Source organism: Salinibacter grassmerensis (assembly GCF_947077765.1).
Classification (GTDB): Bacteria; Bacteroidota; Rhodothermia; order Rhodothermales; family Salinibacteraceae; genus Salinibacter; species Salinibacter grassmerensis.
Genome location: NZ_CAMTTF010000001.1, coordinates 346473 through 369739, shown reverse-complemented (window position 1 = coordinate 369739; position 23267 = coordinate 346473). Strand labels below are relative to the sequence as shown.

Annotated in this window: 17 protein-coding genes and 1 riboswitch; of the genes, 11 read left to right on the top strand and 6 right to left on the bottom strand. The window is 66.3% G+C overall.

The annotated features are described in order from the left end of the window. Nucleotides 1-3 precede the first annotated feature (3 nt). The 6 genes from OJB03_RS01380 to OJB03_RS01355 all read left to right on the top strand — a co-directional run bounded on the left by OJB03_RS01380 (nt 4) and on the right by OJB03_RS01355 (nt 5542). A complete protein-coding gene (locus OJB03_RS01380; RefSeq protein WP_263784581.1) occupies nt 4-708 on the top strand; it encodes a PqiC family protein in 705 nt (234 codons plus the stop codon). Nucleotides 709-1175: 467 nt separating this feature from the next. Beyond that, nucleotides 1176-2261: a dimethylsulfone monooxygenase SfnG gene (gene sfnG, locus OJB03_RS01375; protein WP_263784579.1), complete on the top strand. Its 1086-nt coding sequence runs from the start codon at nt 1176-1178 to the stop codon at nt 2259-2261. A 127-nt stretch (nt 2262-2388) separates the two neighbouring features. Next, complete coding sequence (locus OJB03_RS01370) at nt 2389-2982, top strand: NADPH-dependent FMN reductase (protein ID WP_263784577.1); 594 nt, start codon at nt 2389-2391, stop codon at nt 2980-2982. 72 nt (nt 2983-3054) lie between these two features. Further along, nucleotides 3055-3576 carry a flavin reductase family protein gene (locus tag OJB03_RS01365; RefSeq protein WP_263784575.1) on the top strand — a complete coding sequence of 174 codons (522 nt, stop codon included), beginning with the start codon at nt 3055-3057 and terminating at the stop codon, nt 3574-3576. A 104-nt stretch (nt 3577-3680) separates the two neighbouring features. Further along, complete coding sequence (locus tag OJB03_RS01360; protein WP_263784573.1) at nt 3681-5042, top strand: O-acetylhomoserine aminocarboxypropyltransferase/cysteine synthase family protein; 1362 nt, start codon at nt 3681-3683, stop codon at nt 5040-5042. Further along, nucleotides 5039-5542, top strand: a complete 504-nt coding sequence (locus OJB03_RS01355) for a CoA-binding protein (RefSeq protein ID WP_263784571.1) — start codon at nt 5039-5041, stop codon at nt 5540-5542. The genes OJB03_RS01360 and OJB03_RS01355 overlap by 4 nt, the downstream gene beginning before the upstream one ends. A gap of 63 nt (nt 5543-5605) precedes the next feature. On the opposite strand, the gene OJB03_RS01350 is transcribed toward OJB03_RS01355, so the two are convergent. The 5 genes from OJB03_RS01350 to OJB03_RS01330 form a co-directional block, all read right to left on the bottom strand. Next, nucleotides 5606-6385, bottom strand: coding sequence for a CDP-alcohol phosphatidyltransferase family protein (locus OJB03_RS01350; protein WP_263784569.1), 780 nt, complete (start codon nt 6383-6385; stop codon nt 5606-5608). 169 nt (nt 6386-6554) lie between these two features. Beyond that, complete coding sequence (der, locus tag OJB03_RS01345; RefSeq protein WP_263784567.1) at nt 6555-7853, bottom strand: ribosome biogenesis GTPase Der; 1299 nt, start codon at nt 7851-7853, stop codon at nt 6555-6557. Nucleotides 7854-8197: 344 nt separating this feature from the next. Then, nucleotides 8198-9013: an EcsC family protein gene (locus OJB03_RS01340; RefSeq protein ID WP_263784565.1), complete on the bottom strand. Its 816-nt coding sequence runs from the start codon at nt 9011-9013 to the stop codon at nt 8198-8200. Nucleotides 9014-9247: 234 nt separating this feature from the next. Then, complete coding sequence (locus OJB03_RS01335; protein WP_263784563.1) at nt 9248-10060, bottom strand: undecaprenyl-diphosphate phosphatase; 813 nt, start codon at nt 10058-10060, stop codon at nt 9248-9250. 131 nt (nt 10061-10191) lie between these two features. Then, nucleotides 10192-13731: a chemotaxis protein CheB gene (locus OJB03_RS01330; RefSeq protein ID WP_263784561.1), complete on the bottom strand. Its 3540-nt coding sequence runs from the start codon at nt 13729-13731 to the stop codon at nt 10192-10194. 272 nt (nt 13732-14003) lie between these two features. On the opposite strand from OJB03_RS01330, the gene OJB03_RS01325 reads away from it, so the two are divergent. The 5 genes from OJB03_RS01325 to tenA all read left to right on the top strand — a co-directional run bounded on the left by OJB03_RS01325 (nt 14004) and on the right by tenA (nt 21795). After that, the gene (locus tag OJB03_RS01325; protein WP_263784558.1) at nt 14004-16358 is read left to right on the top strand and encodes a heavy metal translocating P-type ATPase; all 2355 of its coding nucleotides are present in this window, start codon (nt 14004-14006) and stop codon (nt 16356-16358) included. A 30-nt stretch (nt 16359-16388) separates the two neighbouring features. Next, on the top strand, nt 16389-16598 hold the full coding sequence (locus tag OJB03_RS01320; protein ID WP_263784556.1) for a zinc ribbon domain-containing protein: 210 nt from the start codon (nt 16389-16391) through the stop codon (nt 16596-16598). 54 nt (nt 16599-16652) lie between these two features. After that, nucleotides 16653-17276: a metallophosphoesterase family protein gene (locus OJB03_RS01315; RefSeq protein ID WP_263784554.1), complete on the top strand. Its 624-nt coding sequence runs from the start codon at nt 16653-16655 to the stop codon at nt 17274-17276. Between the two features lie 183 nt (nt 17277-17459). Then, on the top strand, nt 17460-20798 hold the full coding sequence (locus OJB03_RS01310; protein WP_263784552.1) for a PAS domain-containing sensor histidine kinase: 3339 nt from the start codon (nt 17460-17462) through the stop codon (nt 20796-20798). Between the two features lie 107 nt (nt 20799-20905). Continuing rightward, nucleotides 20906-21009: riboswitch (TPP riboswitch) on the top strand. Nucleotides 21010-21081: 72 nt separating this feature from the next. Beyond that, entirely contained in the window at nt 21082-21795 is a 714-nt protein-coding gene (gene tenA, locus OJB03_RS01305) for a thiaminase II (protein ID WP_263784551.1), read from the top strand. 165 nt (nt 21796-21960) lie between these two features. On the opposite strand, the gene OJB03_RS01300 is transcribed toward tenA, so the two are convergent. After that, nucleotides 21961-22710 carry a ZIP family metal transporter gene (locus OJB03_RS01300; RefSeq protein ID WP_263784549.1) on the bottom strand — a complete coding sequence of 250 codons (750 nt, stop codon included), beginning with the start codon at nt 22708-22710 and terminating at the stop codon, nt 21961-21963. Between the last annotated feature and the right edge of the window lie 557 nt (nt 22711-23267).

Here is a 23267-nt window from a genome sequence, read left to right as displayed (position 1 = left end):
CGCATGACTGTGTCTTTCCCCTCGGTCCTTCTCCGCCGGCTCGGGTGCTGCGCCGCGCTCGCCGGCCTGGTCGCGCTCTCCGTGACCGGGTGCGTGCGCCTGCTGGAGCCGCGCAAGAGCGACGCCACCTACTATCTACTCGATTCCGCGTCCGCCCCGGATACCGTGGCGACGCAGGCCCCGTCCGCAGACACGATGGGCCTGCGGGTTGGACTGCGCGCCCCGCGCCTGGCCTCTTACCTCGACGAGACGCGCATCGTGACGCGCCACGGGCCCAATGCGATCGAGTTTTCCGAGTTTCACCGCTGGGGGGAGGACCTGGACCAGGGCATCGGCCGCACTGTGGCCCGTGCGCTGGAGGCTCGTCCGGGGATCCGGTCGGTGGAGATGGTGCCGTGGCCGCGCGGAGCCACATTTGACTACCTCTTGCAGCTGCACGTCTCCGGCTTCGAGGGCGTCGGGCCGCGTCCTCCCGAGCCAGAGGCCGACGACGATGCCCCGCCGCCGGACGGCCACACTCAGATGACTGTGCAGTGGACCATCCGCCAACCAGAGGTCGATACGGTGCTGGCCCAGGCGACTGCCCATCACCGAACGGAGGAGTGGCGCGTGGACGACTACGGGGGGCTTGTTGCCCGGCTCGGCCGCGGCCTCGACGTGCTCGTGGACGACGTTGGCACACAACTGCAGCGCCTCCACCGCCCCTAACTCCGGCGCAGGGACACACTCGCAACCCTGTCCTCTCCCCGCAATGTCATGGATGCCGCGTCGGGACCCCCAAATCATCCGCCGCGTGTACGTCCGGCCCCATGTGTTAAGAAGAAAATAAGGATGGCAAACCCTGGCACGACACCGCAACATCTTTCGGCCTCGTGATATTCAGGGGAGTGGTTACCGAAGTCTTCTCTCCCTAACCCCCTTGTTCGTGCAGACGCTTTCTCCGTCCATCCAGCGCAGCCGCCGCCACGGCATGCTGTGTCTGTGTTGTGGTGACACATGTATGTGTCCCCCGGAGGAGCCCGTGCGCGCTGTGGAGTGAGAGGTAACCGTCGTCCCATTCTACTACGCTTATGCCTGTGCTCCTGCCGCCGGAGTACAGGCTTTTTTTGTGACTCCTTCGGCAGGTGCGCGGCGCTTTCCACCCGCATTCCCTTACCCGAAGGAGCGTTCACACCATGGATACCACATTTGCGTACTGGGTCCCCAACGTTAGCGGCGGCCTCGTCATCACCGACTGGCCGATGAAGACCGACTGGAAATGGCCCTTTAACAAAGAGATCGCGCAGACGGCCGAAGAGATTGGCTTCGAATACGCCCTCGCCCAGGCCCGCTTTTTTGGCAGTTACAACGCTGAGAAGCAGCTGGAGGCCCTTTCGGTCGCCAATGCACTGGCCTCGCACACCGAGAAACTGCGTCTCATCGGGGCCGTGCACCCGGGCCAGTGGAAGCCTGGGCCCATCGCCAACTTTGTCTCGACGGCGGACCACATCAGTAACGGCCGCTTCCACCTCAATGTAGTCAGCGGCTGGTTCAAGGGCGAATATACCCGCTTCGGCGAGCCCTGGCTCGCCCACGACGAACGCTACGAGCGCAGCGAAGAGTTCATTGAGGTCCTGAAAGGCCTCTGGACCGAAGACCTCTTCAGCTACGACGGGCGCTTCTACCAGATCGACGAGGCCCCCTGCGAGCCCACGCCCGAGACGCCCCCCGACATCTTTCAGGGAGGCAACTCGAAGCGTGCCCGGCGCATGGCCGCCCGCGCCTCCGACTGGTTCTTCATCAACGGCGGAAGCCTCGAAGACCTGAAGGGCATCATCGACGACGTGAACGGGTACGCCCGCGAGTTCGGCGTCGAGCCGCCCAAAATCGGCGTCAACTCGTTCGTCATCGTGCGCGACACGGAAGCCGAGGCCAAGCAGGTGCTCGAAAACATCATCGAGCACGCCACCGAGGAGGCGGTCGAAGGCTTCAAGGAGCAGGTCAAACAGGCCGGACAGGCCTCCCCCGAAGGCGAGGGCATGTGGGACGACTCCGAATTCGAAGACCTCGTCCAGTACAACGACGGCTTTCGCACTGGCCTCATCGGGACGAAGGAGCAAGTCGTGGAGCGCATCCGCCGGCTCGACGCCATCGGGGTGGACCTCGTCCTGACCGGCTTCCTGCACTACGAGGATGAACTTCCCCACTTCGGGGAGGAGATCATCCCGGCCGTGCGGGAGGCCGAGCCGCTGGATCGCCCGGAGGAGGCGGTGCCGGCATAAACCAGCGCGTGAGGAGTAATGCGTGAGGGGGGACCTGAATCTGCGGGTCCCGCTTCCCGCATCACGCTTTACGGACCGCAGCGCCAGCTTCGTACAACGTTCTGCCCCCCCGACCCACCCCGATCTCATGAGTGACATCCTGGGCATTGTCGGAAGCCTCTCCGCCCCCTCCAACACCCGTGCTGCCGTCGAGGTGGCCCTGGACGCCGCCGCGGCGGAGCGCGAGGTGGACACGGAGGTCCTTCACCTGGCCGAGTATGACCTCGATCCTGCCGACGGACGGTCGCTGGAACACTACACCGGTGATACGGCCGAGGCCCTAAAGCGCATCATCGACGGTTCGGCCTACATCATCGGCACCCCGGTGTACCGGGCCTCCTACGCGGGCACTCTGAAAAACTTGTTCGACATGATCCCCCGTGGCATGTGGCAGGCCGATGTGGCCCCGTTGGCAAACAGTGCCGCGGGACTCGTGGGGACGGGGGCAACCCCGCACCATTACCTCACGGTCGAGAAGGAGCTTGCCCCCGTGCTTTCCTTCTTCGGCGCTCACCTGGTCGGCAGCGGCACGTACGTCCACGGCGACCACTACGGCGACGACCGCACCCTGACGGACGACACGGTACGCGAGCGCCTCCGCACCCTCGGCGTGGCGACGGTCGACCTGCACCGGGCCATCGAGGACAGCGGTGCCCTGTCGGAGTTGGGCCCACAGTTTTAATGCTCGTCCCCACAAGATAAGCCCGTCCCCCACAGGTTCTTTTTCCCTCTCTCAACAACCTCTTCCCCCCACATGCCCACAGGACCTTCCATTGCCGGTGAGGACCTCCGCAGCGTGATGCAGCGCGTCCCATCCCCCGTGACGGTCGTTACCGCCGCGGGGCGCTCGGAGGCACGCGGCGCCACGATTGGCTCCCTCACCAGCGTCTCATTGGATCCTCCGCTCGTTTCGTTCAACGTCGAGAAGGACAGCCAGATGCACGCAGTGCTGGCGAAGGCCTCCCATTTTGCCGTCCACCTGCTGGCCGACCGGCAGTCCGAGCTCTGCCAGCACTTCGCCGTTCCGGACCAGTCCGGCCCCGACCAGCTCGCAGCGGTGACGTACCACACCGACACGCACGGAACCCCCATCCTCGAATCAGCTCCGGCCGTTCTCCAGTGTCACTGGCACGAAGCCTTTGCGGCCGGGGACCACGACATCGTCGTGGGCCGCGTAACTCAGCTGGAGGAGCGCGACGAGGCCCGCCCGCTCCTGTACTACGACCAGGACTATCGGAGCGTGAGTGCCCCTGCCGACTCCCACTCCACCGGTTGAAGCCCGACGGGGAATGGGCCGTATGTTGTCATCCGTCGCGAAATGCCGGGGCGCCTCCCCGACACCCATCGTTGAAATTCCTACAATCACCTTCCCATCCTCGAATGCCCCCCGATTCCGACACATCACCCGCCTCCTCGTCCCCTCCGTCCAACGGGGCCCCGTCTGCTGCCGGGGCCGGACGCGACTTCGGATTCGAAACCCGGATGCTCCACGCCGGCCACGTCCCCGACGCCGAGACGGGATCGCGGGCCGTACCCATCCACCAGACAACCTCGTACGTCTTTGACGACACCAACTACGCCGCCCAGCTCTTTGAGCTGAAGGCGTACGGCAACATCTACACCCGGATCAACAACCCGACGACGGCGGCCTTCGAGGAACGGGTCGCGTCCCTTGCAAACGCCGTGGGGGCGGTGGCAACCGCCAGCGGGATGGCGGCCGAACTCGTGGCCCTGATGACGCTGCTGGAGCCCGGCGACGAGATCGTGGCCTCCGCGCACCTCTACGGCGGCACGCGCACCCTCTTCACGAACACGTTTCAGAAGCTGAGCGTCGAGGCCTCGTTCGTGGAGCCGAACGACCTGGACGCGTGGGACGCGGCCATTACGGACGACACGAAGGTGCTCTACGGGGAGACGATCGGTAATCCGCAGGGGAGCGTGTTGGACTTTGAGCCGCTCGCGGAGCTGGCCGACGCCCACGGCCTCCCGCTCCTTATCGACAACACCTTTGCGACGCCCTACCTCTGCCGCCCCCTCGACTGGGGAGCGTCGCTCGTCGTCCAGTCCGCAACCAAGTTCATCGGCGGCCACGGCACCTCCATCGGGGGCGTCGTGCTGGACGGAGGCTCGTTCGACTTTACCACCATCGACACGGTGGCCGAGCCTTCGGACTCCTACCACGGCCTCCGATTCCCGGACACGTTCGGCCACCAGGGCTACCTCATGAAGGCCCGGGCCGAGACACTCCGCGACACCGGAGCCAGCATGTCCCCCTTCAACGCGTTCCAACTCATCCAGGGGCTGGAGACCCTCTCTGTCCGCATGGAGCGGCACGTGGACAACGCCCAGGCCGTGGCCAAGCACCTCGACGAACATCCGCTCGTCGAGAATGTGGCCTACCCCGGGCTCTCCGACAATCCGTACCACGCCCTTGCCCAAAAGTACCTGCCCAAGGGCCCCGGCGCCATCTTCACCTTTGAGCTAAGCCCCGACGGGCAGGACCCACGCGCCGCGGGAACGACCTTCATCGAGAACCTTCAGCTCTTCTCACACCTCGCCAACGTGGGCGATGCGCGGAGCTTGGTGCTGCACCCGGCCTCTACGACGCACCAGCAGCTCTCCGAGGAGGAGATGCGGTCGAGCGGCCTCTCGCCGGGAATGATTCGCCTTTCCATTGGACTCGAAGACACCAACGACCTGCTATGGGATCTGGATCAGGCCCTACATGCGATCTCGCAATGAACTCCTCGCTCTCCCCGGAGCAACAAGAGCAGTATCAACACCCCGACACGATTCGCCGCCTTCTTCGGGAGGCAGACACCATCGCGATGGTGGGACTGTCCTCCAACCCGCAGAAGGCGAGCCAGTTTGTGGCGACGTACCTGCAGTATCAGGGGTATCGCCTCATCCCCGTCCATCCGAAGGCGGACTCGATTCTCGGCGAGACCGCCTACCCGGACCTGGAGAGCGTTCCCGTTCCGGTCGATGTGGTTGACGTCTTCCGCCCCCCGCACGAATGCCCCACGTACGCGGAGCAGGCGGCCGCGATTGGGGCCGACGCCCTCTGGCTACAGCTCGGCATCGCGAGCCCGGAGGCGGCCGAGATTGCCGACGGCCACGGGCTCGACGTGGTGATGGACCGCTGCATGAAGATGGAGCACGGCCGCTTCCAGGGCGGTATGCACTGGATGGGCATGAATACCGGCGTCATCACCGCCAAGCGAGGTCGGCGACAGATGTGACCACGGACGCGGGGCAGCCGACGGCCTCGTCTGAACGGGCCCCTTCGGAGCGGCCTCGCTTCGCTACGACTGCCGGCTCGTCCAGTCCAGCCAGCCGGAGAGGCCGAAGTAGAACACGGGGTACACGAACGACGCCCAGAGGACCCAGTCGCCGCCCCACGCCGGCAGCCCGGGAAAGGTGGGCAGCAGCGCCAGCAGCAGCCCGAGCCACGCAACGCCCCCCACCGTCACGATGGCGCGCCATGGCTTCGGGGCGGCGTTCGGGTAGACAAACCGGACCGGCACCAGCGTCAAGACGGTCAGGGTAAGAACCGACCCCAGCGACATGTAGGACCCAACGCCCCCGTACTCGACGGCGAGCAGGCCCACGTAGTACGCCACCACGTTCCAGTACGACGGGAAGCCGAGAAAGAAGCCCTCCTGACTCTGCTTCGCTGCGGTGTTGGCAAACCCCAGGAGGCTGGCCACCATCGCGAGCGTGACCCAGAGGCCGTCCCACCCCGGGAGCCAGTCCATCCGCCACACGAGCACGAGGGGAATGAACGTGAACGTCAGGTAGTCGACGATCAGGTCGATGGTCTTGCCCAGAATGCGGGAGGCGTAGAGCTTCACGTCCCAGAGCCGTGCCAGGGGCCCGTCCGCCGCGTCGATGAAGACGGCCAGGGTCAGCCAGGCGAAGACCCACCGCGGATCCAGGTCGACCCGCACGACCTCCCGCATTGCCAGAAACGCGAACGCCACCCCGGAGGCCGTAAACAGGTGCACGAAGTAGGCGCGCACCTTGCGGCCCAACCGGATCCGTTCGGACCGGTCCTTCAGATCGCTCAAGTCAGTGGATCCCATGCGGGTCGTGGCCTCTGCGGCACCGGTCGCGGCGGCCGCACATGCGCGGAGGTGGCGATGAATGCTTTTTTATTTACAGATTAAGCCCCGCAGGTGTCCATGACGAAACCGCAACATAAGCATGCTCCGACCTCCGTGCCGCGGGGCCGGACGCGACGATCGTCCACGCTCACTTCTCCTTGAAGACCAGCGTCAGCGGCACGCCTTCAAACCCGAGCGCGTCCCGCAGCTTCCCCTCCAGGTACCGCTCGTAGGAGGTGCGGATGCCCTCCGGGTGATTGGCGAAAAAGACGAAGACGGGTGGGGCCGTGCGCACCTGCGTGGCGTAGGTGATGTTGACAAATGCCCCACTGCTGGTGGTGGGAGGGGGCTTTTCGTCGAGGGCTGCCTGGACCACGTCGTTCAGGTCACTCGTCTGTACGCGCTTCTCCCGCTCCTCCGCCACCGCCAGGGCTTTGTCGAGCAGCTCGTACACCCGCTGCTTGGTGACGGCCGACACATACACGATGGGCACGTGGTCGAGCGTGCCCAGGTACTGCTGCAGATACTTCGTGTACTGGTCCATCGTGCCGTCGTCCTTCGGCACGAGGTCCCACTTGGTAACGGCCACCACCATGCCCTTCTTGTGCTCGTTGACCTGCGAGAGCACGCTGAGGTCTTGGTTGTGCAGCTCCTCGGTGGCGTCGAGGACGAGCACGCACACGTCGCCCGCCCGGATGGCCCGCTCGCTGCGGACGGTGGCGTAGAACTCGACCCCGTCGGTCTTGGAGCGCTTTTTCATGCCGGCGGTGTCCACGAGCATTAGGTCGCGCCCCTCGTACTGCACAACGGACTGGACCGTGTCGCGGGTGGTGCCGGGCTTCTCGGTGACGATGGCGCGGTCAAACCCCAGGGTGGCGTTGACGAGGGACGACTTGCCCGCATTCGGCTTCCCCACGAGCGAGACGCGGACGCGATTCTCCATCTCCTCTGTTTCGGTGCCCGGCACCGTCTCCACCAGGGCCGCCATCATGTCGTCGACGCCCCGCTTGTTGGTGCTGCTCACGGGGAAGACCTCGCCGAGGCCCAGCTGATAGAACTCACTCGCCGCCCACTCACGCTCCTCGTTGTCGGCCTTGTTGGCAACGACCATCACGGGCGTCTCGGCGGGACGGAGCACATTCGCAATCTCCTTGTCCATCTCCGTAATTCCGGTCATCACGTCCACCACGAAGAGGATCACGTCGGCGTCCTCGAGCGCAATCTCGGCCTGCTCGCGGATCGCCCGCTCGTAGGGGTCGTCCGAGCGGGGAACGTAGCCCCCGGTATCGACGAGGGGAACGGTGTGCCCCTCCCACTCGGCCTCGCCGTAGACGCGGTCGCGCGTGACGCCGGGCGTGTCCTTCACGATGGCCTGGCGCGAGCCGGTGAGGCGGTTGAAAAGGGTGGACTTGCCGACGTTTGGCCGTCCGACGATGGCTGCTAGCACGACGAGAGAGGGAACATGGGGAAGAGATGAGAGGCGAGCGGAGGAGGCCTGCGACGAACGGGAGAAGGACGGGTTACAGTCTGCGGTCGCCCTGCGGGTCCAGCTTCATCGCGTGCGTGCCTACCGATGTGCGACGAGCGTCCCGCACCTCCAACAACAGGCTACAGGCTCGTCTCGGACAGTACACGCACTGATCGCGCGGACTGTATCCCCGTCCCTCGGCAATATTCGATGGAATTGCTCCCGCGGCCGACGGCCCTTCCGGGAGCCCCGACCAGGCCTGACAGGCGCCCCGCGGCGAGCCGGGCAGCCGGTGCCCGTTCTGCTTCCCCAACGCCTCGGGCTCAACGCCGCTCCTTCCAGTCCAGGTACAGCGCCCGGGTGCACATGAAGGCCGACTCGGCGGTCTGCGTCGTGAACCAGTAGTTGACGCCCGCGCCCACGGCGGCCCCGGCCAGTGGAACCGTCTGTCCCAGCTTGCGCTCCAGGAGCGTCTTCGCAATCTCGCGCGGCACGTGGCGGTTCTGGTCGCGGAAGGTGCCGGACACGCGCCCCGCGTAGTCGAGGTCGTCGGCGAACGCAGCCGCGGCCACGCTCACCTCGCGCAGCGCCTCGTTGCGCGCCTCGCGCCCCCCGGACGCCGCCACGTTGAAGATCGAGAGCACGAGCGGCCGAAACATCGGCCCCTCCAGCGAGAAGCCGTAGCTGGCCGCAATTTGTTGGATCAGGCGCAGGTTGATGGTGAAGAGAAGCGGGATGTCGGCGGCGACGAAGGCCGCTCCGGCGAGCCCCGTCCCGCCCCCCTCCAGTGCGGCGAGGAGGGTGTTCTGCCGGAAGCGGCTGCGGGCCAGCGCGTCGAGATCCGCGACGGGCCGGTTGCGCAGGTCCTGGACGGACTCGGCGGGGAGGCCGCGGTCCTCCGCGGCGGCCAAAATGTCGTCCGACGCGTGTGTCCACTCCGACGCGTCACTGAGGGTAGAGAGAAACTGCTCGATCCGGTCGGCGACCTGATCCATCTGCTCGGCCGGCACGACCTGCTCCACGGCCCAGTCTACCGGCCGCATGGCCCAGTCCATGGCCTGCGACGCCACGGAGGCGTCCGCGTGCTGCCAGTCCTCAATCTCGCGTCGAACGGCTTTTTCCTCGTCGGTGAGTCGCATGGCGTGGGGCGTGAGGGAGTAGATGGCGACCGTCTCTACAACGGGAGCTCCCCCGAAAAGATGCAGACGGGTCCTCGGTACGGTGCCGCGCTGAAGACGAGCGGGTCGACGCAATTGTTACGAACGGCCCAGCCCCTCCGTCGTCGACACAGGGTGCGGCGGCGTGGCCCCCGCGATTTGCGATGGGACCCGCTCTCCCAGGCACTTTTGTCGTTCTTGCCCGTCCCCCGCGCTCTACAACAGCCACACCCCAAGCCCCCCGACGAGGAAGCAGTAGTACGCGAAGTACTGCAGATTTCCCCGCCGCACCACGTCGAGCACCACGTAGATGGCCCCGATGCCCGAGCCGTACGCCGCCACGGTGCCCAGCAGCAGCGGCCCGCCCGCCGTTCCAAGGCCCTGTTCTGCAAGCTCCAGCCCCTTCAGAATCGTCGCCCCCATCACCACCGGAAGCAGCATCAGAAACGAAAAGTTCGCCGCCCGCTCCGGCGCCACGTTCTGGTAGAGCGCGACGCAGATCGTGGCGCCCGACCGCGAAATGCCCGGGATCATGGCGAATGACTGCGCCACCCCCACGACGACCGCCTTGAGCCCGCTCAGGTCCCCCTCCGGGCGCGGGCCGATTCGCGTGAGGAGCAGAAGGAGGCCCGTTACCAGCAGCATCGCACTCGTGAGGAGTGGACTGTTGAACATCTGCTCCAGCGGCTCCCGAAAGAGCACGTACGCTACGCCGGTGGGCACGAGCGTGACGAGGATGAAGACCCCGAGCCGGAAGGTATCGTTCTCCGCGAAGCGCGCAGGGGCGGCCCACGGCGCCCGGAGTCCGGCCCAGGCCTCCTTCAGCAGCTCCGCTACGTCTTCCCAGTACACGGTGAGGATACTGAGCACGGTGCCGAAGTGCACAAAGACCTCGAACGTTACGTCGGCCGCTTCTTTGTCGAGCCCCAACAGGTACTGCCCCAGCACGAGGTGGCCGGAGGAGGAAACGGGAATAAATTCGGTCAGGCCCTGAATGAGGCCGAGGAGCAACGCTTCCCACCAGGTCATCTCGGGATGGGGGTCGGGGAGGGAGTACAGTTAACGTCCCGCCAATCTACAAAGCAGGGACGCACGGGCCCAAGCCCGAGCCTTGAAACCAGGATGAGGTTGCGACGCCTGCCTCCGTTTCGCCCCCGTTCCTACGAAAGCGGCAGGCGGCACTCCACCACCGTATTCTCGTCGCCGCTCGTGAGGGTGAGCGTAGCCCCGATGAGGTCGGCTCGGTAGCGCATCAGGTGCAGGCCGAGTCCCTCCTCCTCCGGGGCCGCTCCGTCCCACCCGTCCCCGTCGTCGCGGACCGTAAGGACAAGGTCTGCGTTCTCCCGGCCCAGATCGATCGAAATGCGGGTCGGGTCGGCGTGCTCGCGGGCATTGGCCACCGCCTCGTGGGCGATTCGGTACAGGTTCATCGCGGTGGCTTCGTCGTTTAGGTGCGTCTCGCCGGGGTCCCCCACGAAGGCACACGAGACGTTCGAGAAGTCTTCCTCCTCTTCCGCCAGGTCGGCGAGGGCGCCGGCCAGGTGGCCGTCCCGAAGCGCCTTCGGGACGAGGGTGTGGGAGAGAGCCCGAATCTGGTCGGCGGCCTCCTGGATCTTGTCCGTGACAGGTCGGAGATCTTCCGCCTCTACCGTGCCCTCTTCCCCCTCCATCTCGTGAATCAGGGTGTCCACGCGCATCGTCACGTTGGTCAGCCCGGAGCTGATCACGTCGTGCAGGTTTGCCCCGATTTGGCGGCGCTCCCGATCGCTGATCTCGATCACCTCGCGCTCCAGTTCGCGGTGTCTGGTGACATCGGTGCCGCTCACGATGAAGTACTGCACGCCCCCGGACTCTCTTCGGAGAGCCGTGAACGACCCTCTGACGAGGCGTGGATCGCCCTCCGCCGATGCCCATCGCATCTCCAGCTCGGCCCGGTCGGTCGTCCCGTCGGCGAGGGCGTTAAGCCGGGTCGTGACGGCGTCCCGGTCGCTGGGATCCACGAGCAGGTCGCGGAGGTCCTCCCCCTCCGCCTCCGAGGCGTCATAGCCGGTAAGGCGCTCGCAGGCCGTGTTGAAGCGCACGATCGCTCCGTCCTCATCCAGTACCGCGATCAGGGCACCGGCGGTGTCAATTAGGGCGGACACGAGATCACGCTCTTCTCGGAGGATCTCCGCGGCGCGTTTCTGCGCCGTAATGTCCACGAAGGTCACTACTACCCCCTCCACGTTCTCCGCCGCGCTTCGGTATGGCCGGAGGCGCATCAGGTACCACACTCGGCCCTCCTCGTTCTGCACCTCGCGCTCGATCGGGGTGTGGTCGCTCAGCACCCGCTCGGCGTCTTCCACGAGGGAGTCGTATTTAATCTTCGGCGTGAAGTCGGTGATGGGGCGCCCCATGTCGGAGCCCCGAAGGCCGTAGATGTCCGTGATCGGTGGGGTATAGCGCTGGATGTCCAGGTTTTGGTCCAGGAACAGGGTTGCGACCTCCGTCGCCTCCATCAAGTTCTGGAGGTCATTGTTGGCCCGGTCCAGCGCCTCCACTTTGACGTTGAGCTGCTGATTGGTGGTCGCCAGTTCCTCATTGACGGATTTTAGCTGCTCCTCGCTGGTCTGCAGTTCTTCGTTTTTGGCCTGCAGCTCCTCGTTCATCGACATGAGCTCCTCGTTGGCCGTCTCCATCTCCTCGGTAACCGTCTCATACTTTTCATTCATGATGCGGAGCTGCTCCTTCGTGTCCTCCAGTTCCTGCCCGAGGTCTCGCTCCCGCGTCGTCGGCCCGGCCTCGGGCTCCTGATCTACTTCGTTCTCCGGGACGGCCGGAAGGAGCTCGTCGGTCTCTACGAAGCGCACCTGAGCGAAGGGTCGGTCCACATCGGGATCGTCGACGGGGCTGACACGGACGTGCACGGACCCCGACACACCGGCCGGACCGGACACGGAGAGGGTCCGCTCGGTCGTCTTGCCCTTCCGGAACGCCTGGTGCAGGGCGTCGCGCAATTCCATCCGCAGCGACGGCACTGCCTTGTCCAGGAGGTTATGGGTGGGCGTTCCGCTCTCGTGCTGCAGAAATGCCCCGGCCTGTTCTGTGAGATGGACGATTTCGTAGTTCTCGTCGACGATGACGCTCGCCACCTGTTTCTTCAGCAGGCGCTGATGGAGACCCGCCAGGTCTTGCCCCTTAGTCACAGGAGACGCGGGCCGTGGACGTGGCTCCATCGCAGTCTCCGACGACGGGAAGAGGGGAATAGGGCGGTTGTCGGCGGACCCGGTCGTCCTTCTCAGAATGCTTTTCGTCTCGCCGTCCGCCGAGAAGAGCGACTGTGCGGGCCCGGTCGCCTCCGACGGCCCAAGGAACAGAATGCCATCGTCGTTCAAGGCGTAGTGGAAGAGCCGGAACACGCGCTCCTGCATCTGCTGGTCAAGGTAGATGAGCAGGTTTCGGCAGCACACCAGATCCAGGTTCGAGAAGGGGGGATCTTGGGTTACATCATGCTCGGCGAAGACCACCGAGTTGCGCAGCAACGGGGTTATGCGGTACTGGTCGTCCTCGCGTCGAAAGAACCGGCCGAGGCGCTCCTCGGAAACGTCCGTCTCAATGGTCGGGGGGTAAATGCCCATCCGGGCCGTGTCGAGGCCTTCAGGATCGACGTCGGTCGCGAACACCTGGAGCTCGGGCGGTCGGTCCAGGGCATGGGCATGCTCCTGCAACAACATGGCGAGCGAGTAGGCCTCCTCCCCTGTTGCACACCCTGCCACCCACGCGCGAACCTCTTCATCGGGGGACTTTTCATCGAACAGGGACGGAATGACGGTCTCCTCCAACGCCTCGAAGGCGTCCGGCGTCCGGAAAAACCGCGTGACACTGATGAGCAGTTCCTCGTAGAGGGCCTGGGCCTCCCCGGGCTGATCGTGGAGGACCTGGAGATAGGCGTTCAGGGTCTCCACGTCGGTAACCTGGAGCCGCCGCTCGAGCCGGCGCAGCACACTGGATCGTTTGTAGTGGCTAAAGTCGTGCCCGGTCCGGGCCTGGAGCTCCACAAAGATCTTCTGGAGGATGGTCTGCTCGTCGGAGGGGAGGTCCTCCTCGGACTCTGGAAGTTGGATGACGCGGGCATTCTGCCGGTAGATCGACAGGCGGTTTGCAAGCTCGTCGGCGGGGGCCACGAGGTCGATCACCCCTGCGTCCAGCGCATTGCGCGGCATCTCCTCGTGGTCGGCATCGGCCGGCTCTTGAACCATGGCGATGCCCCCGTGGGTCTTTACCGAGCGGAGGCCGAGGGTGCCGTCCGCCCCGGTCCCCGACAGCACGACCCCGATGGCCTCGTCCTGATATTCCTCCGCCAGGGAGCCCAGCAGGACGTCGATGGCGTTGGGGCGATGGTTGGGGGAGCGCTCCGAGAGCCGAAGCGTCGTCCCTTCCACCCGCATCTCGTGCTGGGGCGGAATGACATAGACGTGATCAGGCTGGAGGGGGCACTCGTCCACCGCCTCCTGCACCGACAGATCCGTCTCGTGCTGAAGGATCTCAGTGAGGTTGCTCTCGTGGTCGGGCGAGAGGTGCAGTACGACCACGAAGGCCATGCCCGTGTCGTCCGGCAGATGCCGAAAGAAGCGGCGAAGCGCCTCGACGCCGCCGGCCGACGCGCCGATTCCGACAACGGAACCGGTGCTTTTTTTCGTAACGGCAGTAGGGGCAGGCACAAATGAAGACTGGGGAGTCTTATTGAGGAGGCTCACAGAAAAACACTAATAATGATTATTGAGGGCCAGTTGCACTTTTGTAAAGAAAAGATGATTCAAGCAGTATCTTTGCAAAACCCGAAATCGAATGTCGAGCTGCCGTGGCTGCCGGTATGCCCGTGCACTGAGGGGAACGTTCATCTCGTCGCCCCCCGGCCGTTGCGCGCCCGAATCGACCACGCGTCCTCGGCGTTGTATCCGCAGGTGATTTGCTCATTTCTCCCTTTCTGCCCATGCCCCGCTGCACCTACTGCGATGCGCCCACCGACGCCCCCGTCACGGGCGACGACGTGGACGGCGTGTTCTGCTGCTCCGGCTGTCTGGAGGCCCACCGCGTCGCCGACCATGACGAGCACGACGCGTGCTGCCACCACGGCGACGGGCACGGCCACGCGGGGCACGCCCCCAACGGGCCCGCCGCCGAGACCGAGACGGCCTTCCTGCACGTCCGCGGGATGCACTGCACCAGCTGCGAGGACTTCATCGAGACGGTTGCCGCGTCGACGGACGGCATCCACGAGGCGGAGGCGAGCTACGCCTCCGACATGGCAAAGGTCGCGTACGACCCGTCCCGGCACCGTGAGTCCGACCTCCCGGCCCTCCTCAGCCAGGCCGGCTACGAGGCCCACCTGACGGCGCCCGACGAGGAGGCCGCCGACCAGAACACCGCCGCACGCCTCATCTTCGGCGGCTTCTTCGGGATGATGGTGATGGCCGTGTACATCGTCCTTCTCTACCCTGTCCACCTGGGCGGGGAGGGGCTCGTGGACCTCAGCGCGGAGGGCGGCACCTACGTCCTGGCAAACGTGTGGGCCTTCACCACCTTCGTTCTTCTCGTCACCGGCTGGCCCACCCTGCGGGGCGCGGCGGTGAGCCTGCGCGTACTTCAGCCCAACATGGACCTGCTCGTGGGCCTGGCCGCCGTGAGCGCCTACCTCTACAGCGGCGGGGCCGTGCTCATGGGACAGACGGACGTCTACTTCGACGTAACGGTCGTCATCATCATGGCCGTGTCGCTGGGGCACTACTACGAGGACCAGGTCAAGCGCCGCGCCACCGACCTGCTGAGCACGCTCACCCGCGAGCAGGTGGACGAGGCCCGGCGGGTCGCCGACGGCGGAACGGAGACGGTCGCCGTCGACGACCTGACGCCGGGCGATCGGGTGCAGGTGCGGGCCGGGGAGCGCGTCCCCGTGGACGGAACGGTGGTGGAGGGCCGCGCCGCGGTCGACGAGTCGCTGGTCACCGGCGAGTCCCTCCCCGTGACCCGCACCGAGGGCGACGACGTGATTGGCGGCGCCGTGGTCACCAACAACGCCCTCACGATCGAGGTGGGGGAGGCCGCCGAGAGCACGCTCGACCGCCTCGTCAACCTCATGTGGAACATCCAGTCGAGCCAGCCCGGGGCCCAGCGCGTGGCCGACCGCATCGCGGCGGTGTTCGTGCCGCTCGTGCTGGTCCTGGCGGCCGTCGCGTTCGGCTGGCAGTGGGCCAGCGGCGCGTCCGCCACGACGGCCCTGCTCACGGGACTGTCCGTCCTCATCGTCTCGTGCCCCTGCGCGCTCGGCCTCGCCACGCCTCTGGCCGTGGCCTCGGGGCTGCGCACGGCCCTGGAGCGCGGCATCGTCATCCGAGACGTGTCGCTCTTCGAGACGGCACCGGACGTCGACACGCTGGCGGTGGACAAGACCGGCACCCTCACCACCGGGGCCATGCAGGTGGTAGACGCCGCGGCCGACGCGGCGACGTGGCGACGGGCCCGCGCGGTGGAGCAGCACGCTGCCCACCCGGTGGCCCGCGCCATCGTCGAAGACGAAGAGGCAGCCCCCACCGGCGACGGGGCGCCCGCCACGGCCACCGACGTGCGCAGCTACCCCCGGGGTGTGGAGGGCCGGGTGAACGACGATCGGGTGCGGGTGGGCCACCCCGAGTGGCTCCGGACGGAGGGCCTGCGCATGGACGACACCCTGGCCGAGCGGGCCGCGGCCGCGCAGGAAAACGCCCAGGTGCCCGTCGCCGTGGGGTGGGACGGCGCGGTGCAGGGCCTCATCGTGGTGGGCGACACCCTGCGGGACGAGGGCCTCGCCGTGATGGACGCGCTCCGGGGCGACGAGCGCGAGGTCGTCGTACTCACCGGCGACAGCGCCGCGGCGGCCCGCCCGCTCCGCGCGCACGACGCCATCGACCGCGTGATCGCTGAGGTGCAGCCCGCCGAGAAGTCCGACCTTGTCCGCGGGCTGCGCGACGCCGGGACCGTCGCCATGATCGGGGACGGCAGCAACGACGCCCCCGCCCTCGCCGAGGCCGACGTGGGTATCGCCTTCGGCCCCACCGCCCTGGCCGCCGACTCCGCCGACGTGGTGATCCTGCGCGGCGACCTGACCCACATTCCAGCGGTGTTTTCCCTGGCCCGGGCCGCACGACGCCGCATTCGCCAGAACCTGGCCTGGGCCTTCCTCTACAACGCCGTGGCCATTCCGCTGGCCCTGGTCGGCCTCATCAACCCCCTCTTCGCCGCCCTCGCCATGGCCGCCAGTAGCCTCGGCGTCGTCGGCAACTCGGCCCGCCGGCTCAAGACCGACGCGTAGACCTCCGTTCACAACATCCTCCGACGACCCATGACCCACGACGACTGGACCTGCCCCAAATGCGACAGCGACACCTTCGACACCGCCGAACTCCGCGCGTCCGGGGGCGGCCTTTCCTCAATGCTCGACGTTGAAAATCAACGGTTCACGACCGTCACCTGTACCCAGTGCAAGTACACCGAGCTCTACGCCACCGACGCGGGGTCGATCCAGCAGGTCCTCGACTTCCTGACGACCTGAAACGTGTTCAGCGGACCCCAGGCGCTTCAGCCCGAACGCTCAACGCTCCCCCCGATGGACCTCCTTCTCTTCAGCGATGTGCACAGCGACCGCGACGCCTGCCAGCGCCTCGTCGACCGCGCCCCGAAGGTGGACGTGGTGGTCGGCGCCGGCGACTTTTGCGTGGCCCGCCGCAACCTGCAGGCGCCCATCGAGACGCTCTCCGCCATCGACACGCCCACGGTCCTCGTGCCGGGCAACGCCGAGACGGAGGACGAACTGGAGGCCCGGGTCGACGCCGTCGGCTGGGACGCCGCGCACGTGCTGCACGGCGGCGGCACGACGATCGACGGCACCCCGTTTTTCGGCCTGGGCGGCGGCGTGCCCGTGACCCCGTTCGGCCCGTGGAGCTACGACCTGACCGAAGCGGAGGCGCGAGCCCTGCTGTCGGACTGTCCAGAGGGAGCTGTGCTCGTGTCGCACTCTCCGCCGAAGGGCGCGGTGGACCGTGACTCGACGGGCCAATCGCTCGGCAGCGCTGCGGTCCGCGAGGCCATTGAGGCCCACGCGCCACGGCTCACCGTCTGCGGCCACATCCACGGCAGTTGGGGAAATACCGCCACCATCGGGCCCACCCGGGTCGTCAACGCCGGCCCCGACGGACTCGCTTGGAACCTTTCTGGGGCGGAGGAGGCGTAGTCAACACGCAGGTGCCGGAACGTTCATTGAAGAAAAATTTAACAGGACAAACATATACACCTCGTCTAGTACCGATATTCCCCCTCAAGGGATCGTTCTTCTCACGTCTCGGGGCCTGAGCATCCGTAAAGAGGCGCGTTGAGGGGACGCATCTGTGCCCACGTAGCAGTGCCCTGATCGCATATGAATGACCCCGACCAACCTTCAGGGATGTTCTTCTCCCTCAACGGGGATGGCATTTCCCTGGACCCCGCGACCGACAATCAAACCTATCGAAACCGGCTCCGCGGCCTCCGGAACGACGAGAGCCTTCCGTTCGACGAAACGCTGCGGGCGCTCCTCCGACTCGGTGCCGAGTGGCTCAACGTCGAGCTTGGGTACCTTTCCCGCATCGACACGGCGGCCTCCACCTACGAGGTGATGGCGGTCAGCGAGTCCCACCCCACCGTCGCCGAGGGCGACACGGTATCATTAGCCGAAACCTATTGTCGCTGCGTGATCGTGCGCGAGGACGCCCTGGCCCTAGAGGACGCGCCGGAGCAGGGCTGGGATGCCACCCCTGCGTACGAAGCATTTCAGTTGTCCACGTATCTGGGGGCGAAGATTGTGGTGAAGGGGGATCTGTACGGCACCCTCTGCTTCGTCGACCGGGCCTCACGACAGACCTCGTTCACCGAATCGGACGCCGCGGCCGTTGCTCTCCTCGTGCAGGCCGTGGAGCAGACGCTGGAGCGCCGCCAGCACGAGACCCATCTCCAACAGGCCTCGGCCCGAATCGAGGCCCTATTTGAGGAGGCGCCCAACATGATCGCCTTCCACGACACCGACGGGCAGCTTCTCCTGCCCAACCCGCACCTCTGCGAAACGACCGGGTACGACGCCGACACGCTCACCCGCAGACACATGTGGGACCTCGATGTCTCCCTGGACCCGGACGAGGCCCGGGACCGATGGGCAGGCATGGCCCCTGGCGACCAGTACCGACGGGAGGGCCGGTACCGACGAAAAGAGGGCTCGACGTTCCCGGTCGAGGTGGACGTGCGGTGTCTTGTCGTCGACGGGACCCGTCAGTTCGTGACAACAGGGTGGGACATCACCGAGCACAAGCGGGCACAGGGGGCCCTCCGCGAGAAAGAGGCTCGGCTGCGCGGGCTCGCCAACAGCCTTCCGGGCGTAACCTACCAGTTCTACGCCCGCCCCGACGGGGAGTGGGGCAATCACTTTATTGGGGAGAAGGCCGAGGCCATTCTGGGCCTCTCCGGCAACCCGGACGGGTTTCACGACCGATTTGTGGAGCACATCCCGCCGACGCACCGGGAGCAGTACTTGACCAACGTACAGGAGGCAATCACCGAGCAGCGACCCGCCCGCTTCGAGGTGCCATTCGAGCGGCCCGACGGAACGCGCATCTGGCTGCTCTGCTCCGCGATGCCTGAGCAGAGAGCGGACGAGATCCTCTTCAACGGGGTGCTCCTCGACATCACCGAGCGGAAGGAGGCCGAGCAGGCCCTGCAGGCCGAGCGCGACCGGTTCGAGGCCCTCTTCCACAACCTGCCCACGCCGGTCGTACACGGCTGGCCCGACGAGAAGGGCCACCTCCGGGTCCAGACCGTCAACGATACCTTCGAGTCAATCTTCGGGGTCGGTGAAGAGCAGATCCGGACCGAGAATCTCCAGGGCCACATCGTGCCCCCCAACGCCCAGGACGAGGCGGACTCCATTCGTCGCTGGTTGTTGGCCGGCGAACCCGTGGACCGGGAGGTACGACGGGAGACGAGCGACGGCGTTCGGGATTTTCGGGTCCAGGTGACCCTCCGGGACGAGGGCACGGGCCCAACGGAAGGGTACGCCATCTACACCGACATTACCGAACGGAAGGCAAAGGAGCGCAAACTCCGCGAGCGCGGGCACCTGCTGAAGCAGCTCCGCGAGAACATTACGGACGTGGTGTGGATGAGCCCGGCGGACAAGTCGGAGATTGAGTTCATCAGTGACGCCTACGAGGAGATCTGGGGCCGCCCGACCGAGCAGCTCCAGGATCATCCAAACGCCGTCGTGGAGGCGATCCATCCGGACGACCGGGAGCGCGTCCAGGCGGCCCTGGAGACCCAGCGCGACGACCCAGACGCCTACGAGGAGACGTATCGGGTCGTCCAGCCCGACGGCACTGTCCGATGGGTGCGCGACCGGGCCGCGGGCGTGTACGACGAGGACGGACGGCTCGAACGCATCATCGGGGTGGCCACCGACATCACGATGCGGAAGCGCCGTGAGCAGGGGCTCCAGGACCGTCAGGAAAAGGTGGAGGCCCTCTACACCACGACGAGCCAAGTTCTCCGTGCCGAGAACAAAACTGCGGTGGGCCGCTGCATCGTCGACCTCGTGAACGAGGTGTTTGGATACCCCTTCGTCATTGTCCGCTTCCGTGAGGGCGACCGGCTCGTTCCCGTTCAGGCCTCGCCCGACGTGTCCACGCATCTTCCCGACCCGCCAACCTTCGACGTGGCGGGCGAAGGCGTCGTGGCCACGGCCTTCCGGGAGGGGGACACGGCTGTGTTCGACGACCTGGAGGCCCTCGACAATGCCGTCGACTACGGGGCCGTACGGGCCACGGCCGTCGTGCCAATTGGGGGGCACGGCACCATCTCGGTCGCGTCCCTGGACGCCGGGGCCATCGCGAACTTCGACCGCCGCCTGATCGAGATTCTCTCGACCTACGCCGCCCTCGTGCTCGGGCGGATCGAATACGAGGGCGAGCTTGTCTCGGCCAAAGAGGAGGCCGAGCGCCTGAACCGGATGAAGAGCGCCTTCCTCGCCAACATGAGCCACGAGATCCGGACCCCACTGACCTCGATCATCGGGTTCGCCGAGGTGATCGGGGACGAGGCCACGAGCCTGTCGGAATACTCGGGCTCGCCCTCCGACGCCGTCACCACTCTCGATCAGTTTGCCAGCCTCATCGAAGAGAGCGGACACCGCCTGCTCGAGACGCTCGACACGGTGCTCAACCTCTCGCGGCTGGAGGCCGGGGAGATGGAACTCGACTGCAGCCCACTGGACCTGGCGGACGAGGCGATGGAGGCCGCCGATCTATTCAAACCCGAGGCACGCACAATGGGCATCGACCTGAACGTGGAGACGTCCGGCGCCCCTCTTCGGGCCTGCGTCGACGAGGGCGGCCTGCGAATTGCCCTCCAGAACCTGATCTCCAACGCGCTGAAGTATACCGAGGAGGGCGGCGCGGTCCACATCCGGGCCGGCAGCGAAGGAGAGGACGTGGTCCTGGAGATCGAGGACACCGGCGTCGGCATGGACCCGGACCGTGTGCCGGAGCTCTTCGAGCCGTTCCGCCAGGAGTCGGAAGGCCCCGGGCGGACGTACGAGGGCACGGGCCTCGGCCTGGCCGTTACGAAGCAGGCGATCGAGCAGATGGGCGGCACCATCGAGGTGGAGACCGCGAAGGGGGAGGGCAGCTGCTTCACCGTGCGGTTTCCCGCGGCGGACTCCCCGGATCGGGCTTAGCGACGCGTCCGTGAGGGCTTCGGAGAAAGGTTTTGGAAATTTACCCGACACAGGCGCCGGTCGGTGCTCGCACGGTAGATGCTCTCCACTCTCCTGCGTATCGTTGAGAACGAAGCTAGGGGTGTTCGGCGCCACACGGCGGCCGGGCTGAGAAAGTCCCTCCGAACCTGATCCGGGTCATGCCGGCGCAGGAAAGCACACATCTTTTCCGTCTTTCCGTGGGCGTCGTTGCCCCTGGCTTCGCCCCCCTTTCGTTCCGCACCCACCCTGCGAAGCCATCGTCATGGACCTGACTGCCCCTCTCGACACCCGTGCCTTCTCGGTGCCTCCCTTTGCGGCGGCCTGCCTAGACCACGCCGACGACACGTGGACGGAGGCCTTCGACCACCCGTTCGTCCACGCCCTGGCCGAGGGCACGCTGGACCCGGACACCTTTAAGTTCTACCAGATGCAGGACGCGCGCTACCTGGAGGCGTTCGCCGACGCCACCTCCCTCCTTTCCACCCGCTGTGCGGACCCGGACGACAAGCTCTGGTTCATTGACGCGGCCCGCCTCGCGATCGTCGTCGAGGGGGAGCTCCACGAAGGCTACGGCGAGGAGCTCGGGTACGGCCCGTCGGACATTCGCCAGCTCCAGTTGACTCCAAACAACCGTGCCTACCAGAACCACATGATCGATCGGGCCCAGCGCGGCACGCTCGTGGAGGGGACGGCCGCCATCGCGCCCTGTCCCTGGCTGTACATAGAGCTCGGCCAGCGCCTCGAGCGCGAGATGGGCGAGATTCCCGAGGATCACCCCTACGCCGAGTGGCTTGCCATGTACCGCGATCCGGAGTTCAACGAGTACATGGCCAACCTGCTAGGGCGCCTGCAGCGATTCGCCGACGCGGCCGACGAGACCGCCCGGAGCCGGGCCCAGACGGCGTTCACCACGAGCGTCCGCTACGAGTGGATGTTCTGGGACCAGGCCTGGAATCGGCAGGAGTGGCCCGTGTAGTGGGGACTCCGTCCGCGCTGGGGTCGGAAGCAGACAGAAGATCAGAGAATAGACGTTTGCGGAGACCAGCGCGCGCCCATCCAAGGGCGAATCCACTCGACGCGAACCGGGCGGGGTTGGCAGGGCACCAGCGTCCGGGGCGGGACTCCTGGGTCGCGACTCGCCCTACACGTGCAGCACGAAGTGCTGGAACGCGAAGAGGGCGGCGAACGACAGCGTGACGGCCGCCCCCGCGGTGGGCCCGGAAATGGAGTCGAGCGCGTCCGGGATGAGCTCGGCGAACACCATCCAGATCATCGCGCCGGCCGCCAGCCCGAAGCCGATCGGCAAAAACGGCTCGAAGACGAGGACGAACAGAAAGGCGGGGACCGCCATGAGGGGCTGCGGCAGGCTCGTAAAGATGCTCCACCCCGCCGCCTTCCAGACGGGCGTGCCGCGCGGCACGAGCACCAGGCTGATGGCCAGGCCTTCCGGAATGTTGTGGATGGCGATGGCCGCGGTGATGAACGCCCCGAGTTCGTCGCCGCCCCCGTACGAGACGCCCACCCCCACCCCTTCGGCAAACGAGTGCGCCGTCATGATGCCCAGAATGAGGAGCGCCTTCCGGGCGTCGGCCCCCGCGAGCTCGGCCACGTCGTGGTCGTCGCCTCGACTGATGAAGGTATTGGCCCCCAGAATGAGGGCCAGCCCGACCAGAATGCCAATCAGGGTGCGTCCCGTACCCACCGTGGACCCCTCGGCGATGAGACTGTGGCTGGCCGCCAGCATGAGCCCGCCCGCGGCGGCATTGAACACGCCGAGCCACCAGTCCCCCACCTCCCGGACGAACAGAAAGGGCACCGCCCCCAGTCCGGTGGCGACGGCCGTGATGGTGGCCCCGAGGAGAACAACCCAGACACTGGTGTCGACAACCATTGCCGGTGGTATGGAGAAAGATGGATGAGGCTAAGAAACAGGACGGGGGCGCACCCTGAACGGACGCCTCATGCCCGGATTGGGGCCGCACGCCGTGCGGTCCCTTCGTTTTTGGTGGCTGTTGGTTCCCCAGCCCCGTTCGCGGCGAGGCCGAGAGCAATAGAGCTAGGACCTGGGCATCCTCGGTCCTTCGAGGGACGAATCTTGCGCGTCGGTACCTCGCGCGGCGCTCCGGAACGAGGCGGCGGCGAAGCACGGGGCTGCGCTCGTCGGCACGACCACCCCCGCTTTATTCCGGGACAGAGCTCGGGCAGACCTCCGTGGTAGGCCTGCCTCTCCTCTGGGCGGGTGCCTCCCTCCACCATAGGGACGAGGACCGCATTAGAGGGAAGCGCCGCGGCCCCACGTCCTGCCGATTTACCCCTCAGAGGTGTGTGGGCTCCTCTCACTCGACCGGCACAGGACTCCTACCGTGGTGAACCGCCCCTGCAGTGGTTGGTGACTGACGGCCAGAGCAGTATCCGCCAGGCAGCAGAAGTGGGGAGCAGCAAGAAAGG

What these genes read in the sequence shown, in the direction of transcription:
- OJB03_RS01340 (WP_263784565.1), bottom strand. Translation starts at nt 9,013, where the DNA reads ATGCGACTCACCGACGAGGAAAAAGCCGTTCGACGCGAGATTGAGGAC.
- OJB03_RS01350 (WP_263784569.1), bottom strand. Translation starts at nt 6,385, where the DNA reads ATGGGATCCACTGACTTGAGCGATCTGAAGGACCGGTCCGAACGGATC.
- OJB03_RS01355 (WP_263784571.1), top strand. Translation starts at nt 5,039, where the DNA reads ATGAACTCCTCGCTCTCCCCGGAGCAACAAGAGCAGTATCAACACCCC.
- OJB03_RS01370 (WP_263784577.1), top strand. Translation starts at nt 2,389, where the DNA reads ATGAGTGACATCCTGGGCATTGTCGGAAGCCTCTCCGCCCCCTCCAAC.
- OJB03_RS01325 (WP_263784558.1), top strand. Translation starts at nt 14,004, where the DNA reads ATGCCCCGCTGCACCTACTGCGATGCGCCCACCGACGCCCCCGTCACG.
- OJB03_RS01365 (WP_263784575.1), top strand. Translation starts at nt 3,055, where the DNA reads ATGCCCACAGGACCTTCCATTGCCGGTGAGGACCTCCGCAGCGTGATG.
- OJB03_RS01300 (WP_263784549.1), bottom strand. Translation starts at nt 22,710, where the DNA reads ATGGTTGTCGACACCAGTGTCTGGGTTGTTCTCCTCGGGGCCACCATC.
- sfnG (WP_263784579.1), top strand. Translation starts at nt 1,176, where the DNA reads ATGGATACCACATTTGCGTACTGGGTCCCCAACGTTAGCGGCGGCCTC.
- OJB03_RS01380 (WP_263784581.1), top strand. Translation starts at nt 4, where the DNA reads ATGACTGTGTCTTTCCCCTCGGTCCTTCTCCGCCGGCTCGGGTGCTGC.
- OJB03_RS01320 (WP_263784556.1), top strand. Translation starts at nt 16,389, where the DNA reads ATGACCCACGACGACTGGACCTGCCCCAAATGCGACAGCGACACCTTC.
- OJB03_RS01315 (WP_263784554.1), top strand. Translation starts at nt 16,653, where the DNA reads ATGGACCTCCTTCTCTTCAGCGATGTGCACAGCGACCGCGACGCCTGC.
- tenA (WP_263784551.1), top strand. Translation starts at nt 21,082, where the DNA reads ATGGACCTGACTGCCCCTCTCGACACCCGTGCCTTCTCGGTGCCTCCC.
- OJB03_RS01360 (WP_263784573.1), top strand. Translation starts at nt 3,681, where the DNA reads ATGCCCCCCGATTCCGACACATCACCCGCCTCCTCGTCCCCTCCGTCC.
- OJB03_RS01335 (WP_263784563.1), bottom strand. Translation starts at nt 10,060, where the DNA reads ATGACCTGGTGGGAAGCGTTGCTCCTCGGCCTCATTCAGGGCCTGACC.
- OJB03_RS01310 (WP_263784552.1), top strand. Translation starts at nt 17,460, where the DNA reads ATGAATGACCCCGACCAACCTTCAGGGATGTTCTTCTCCCTCAACGGG.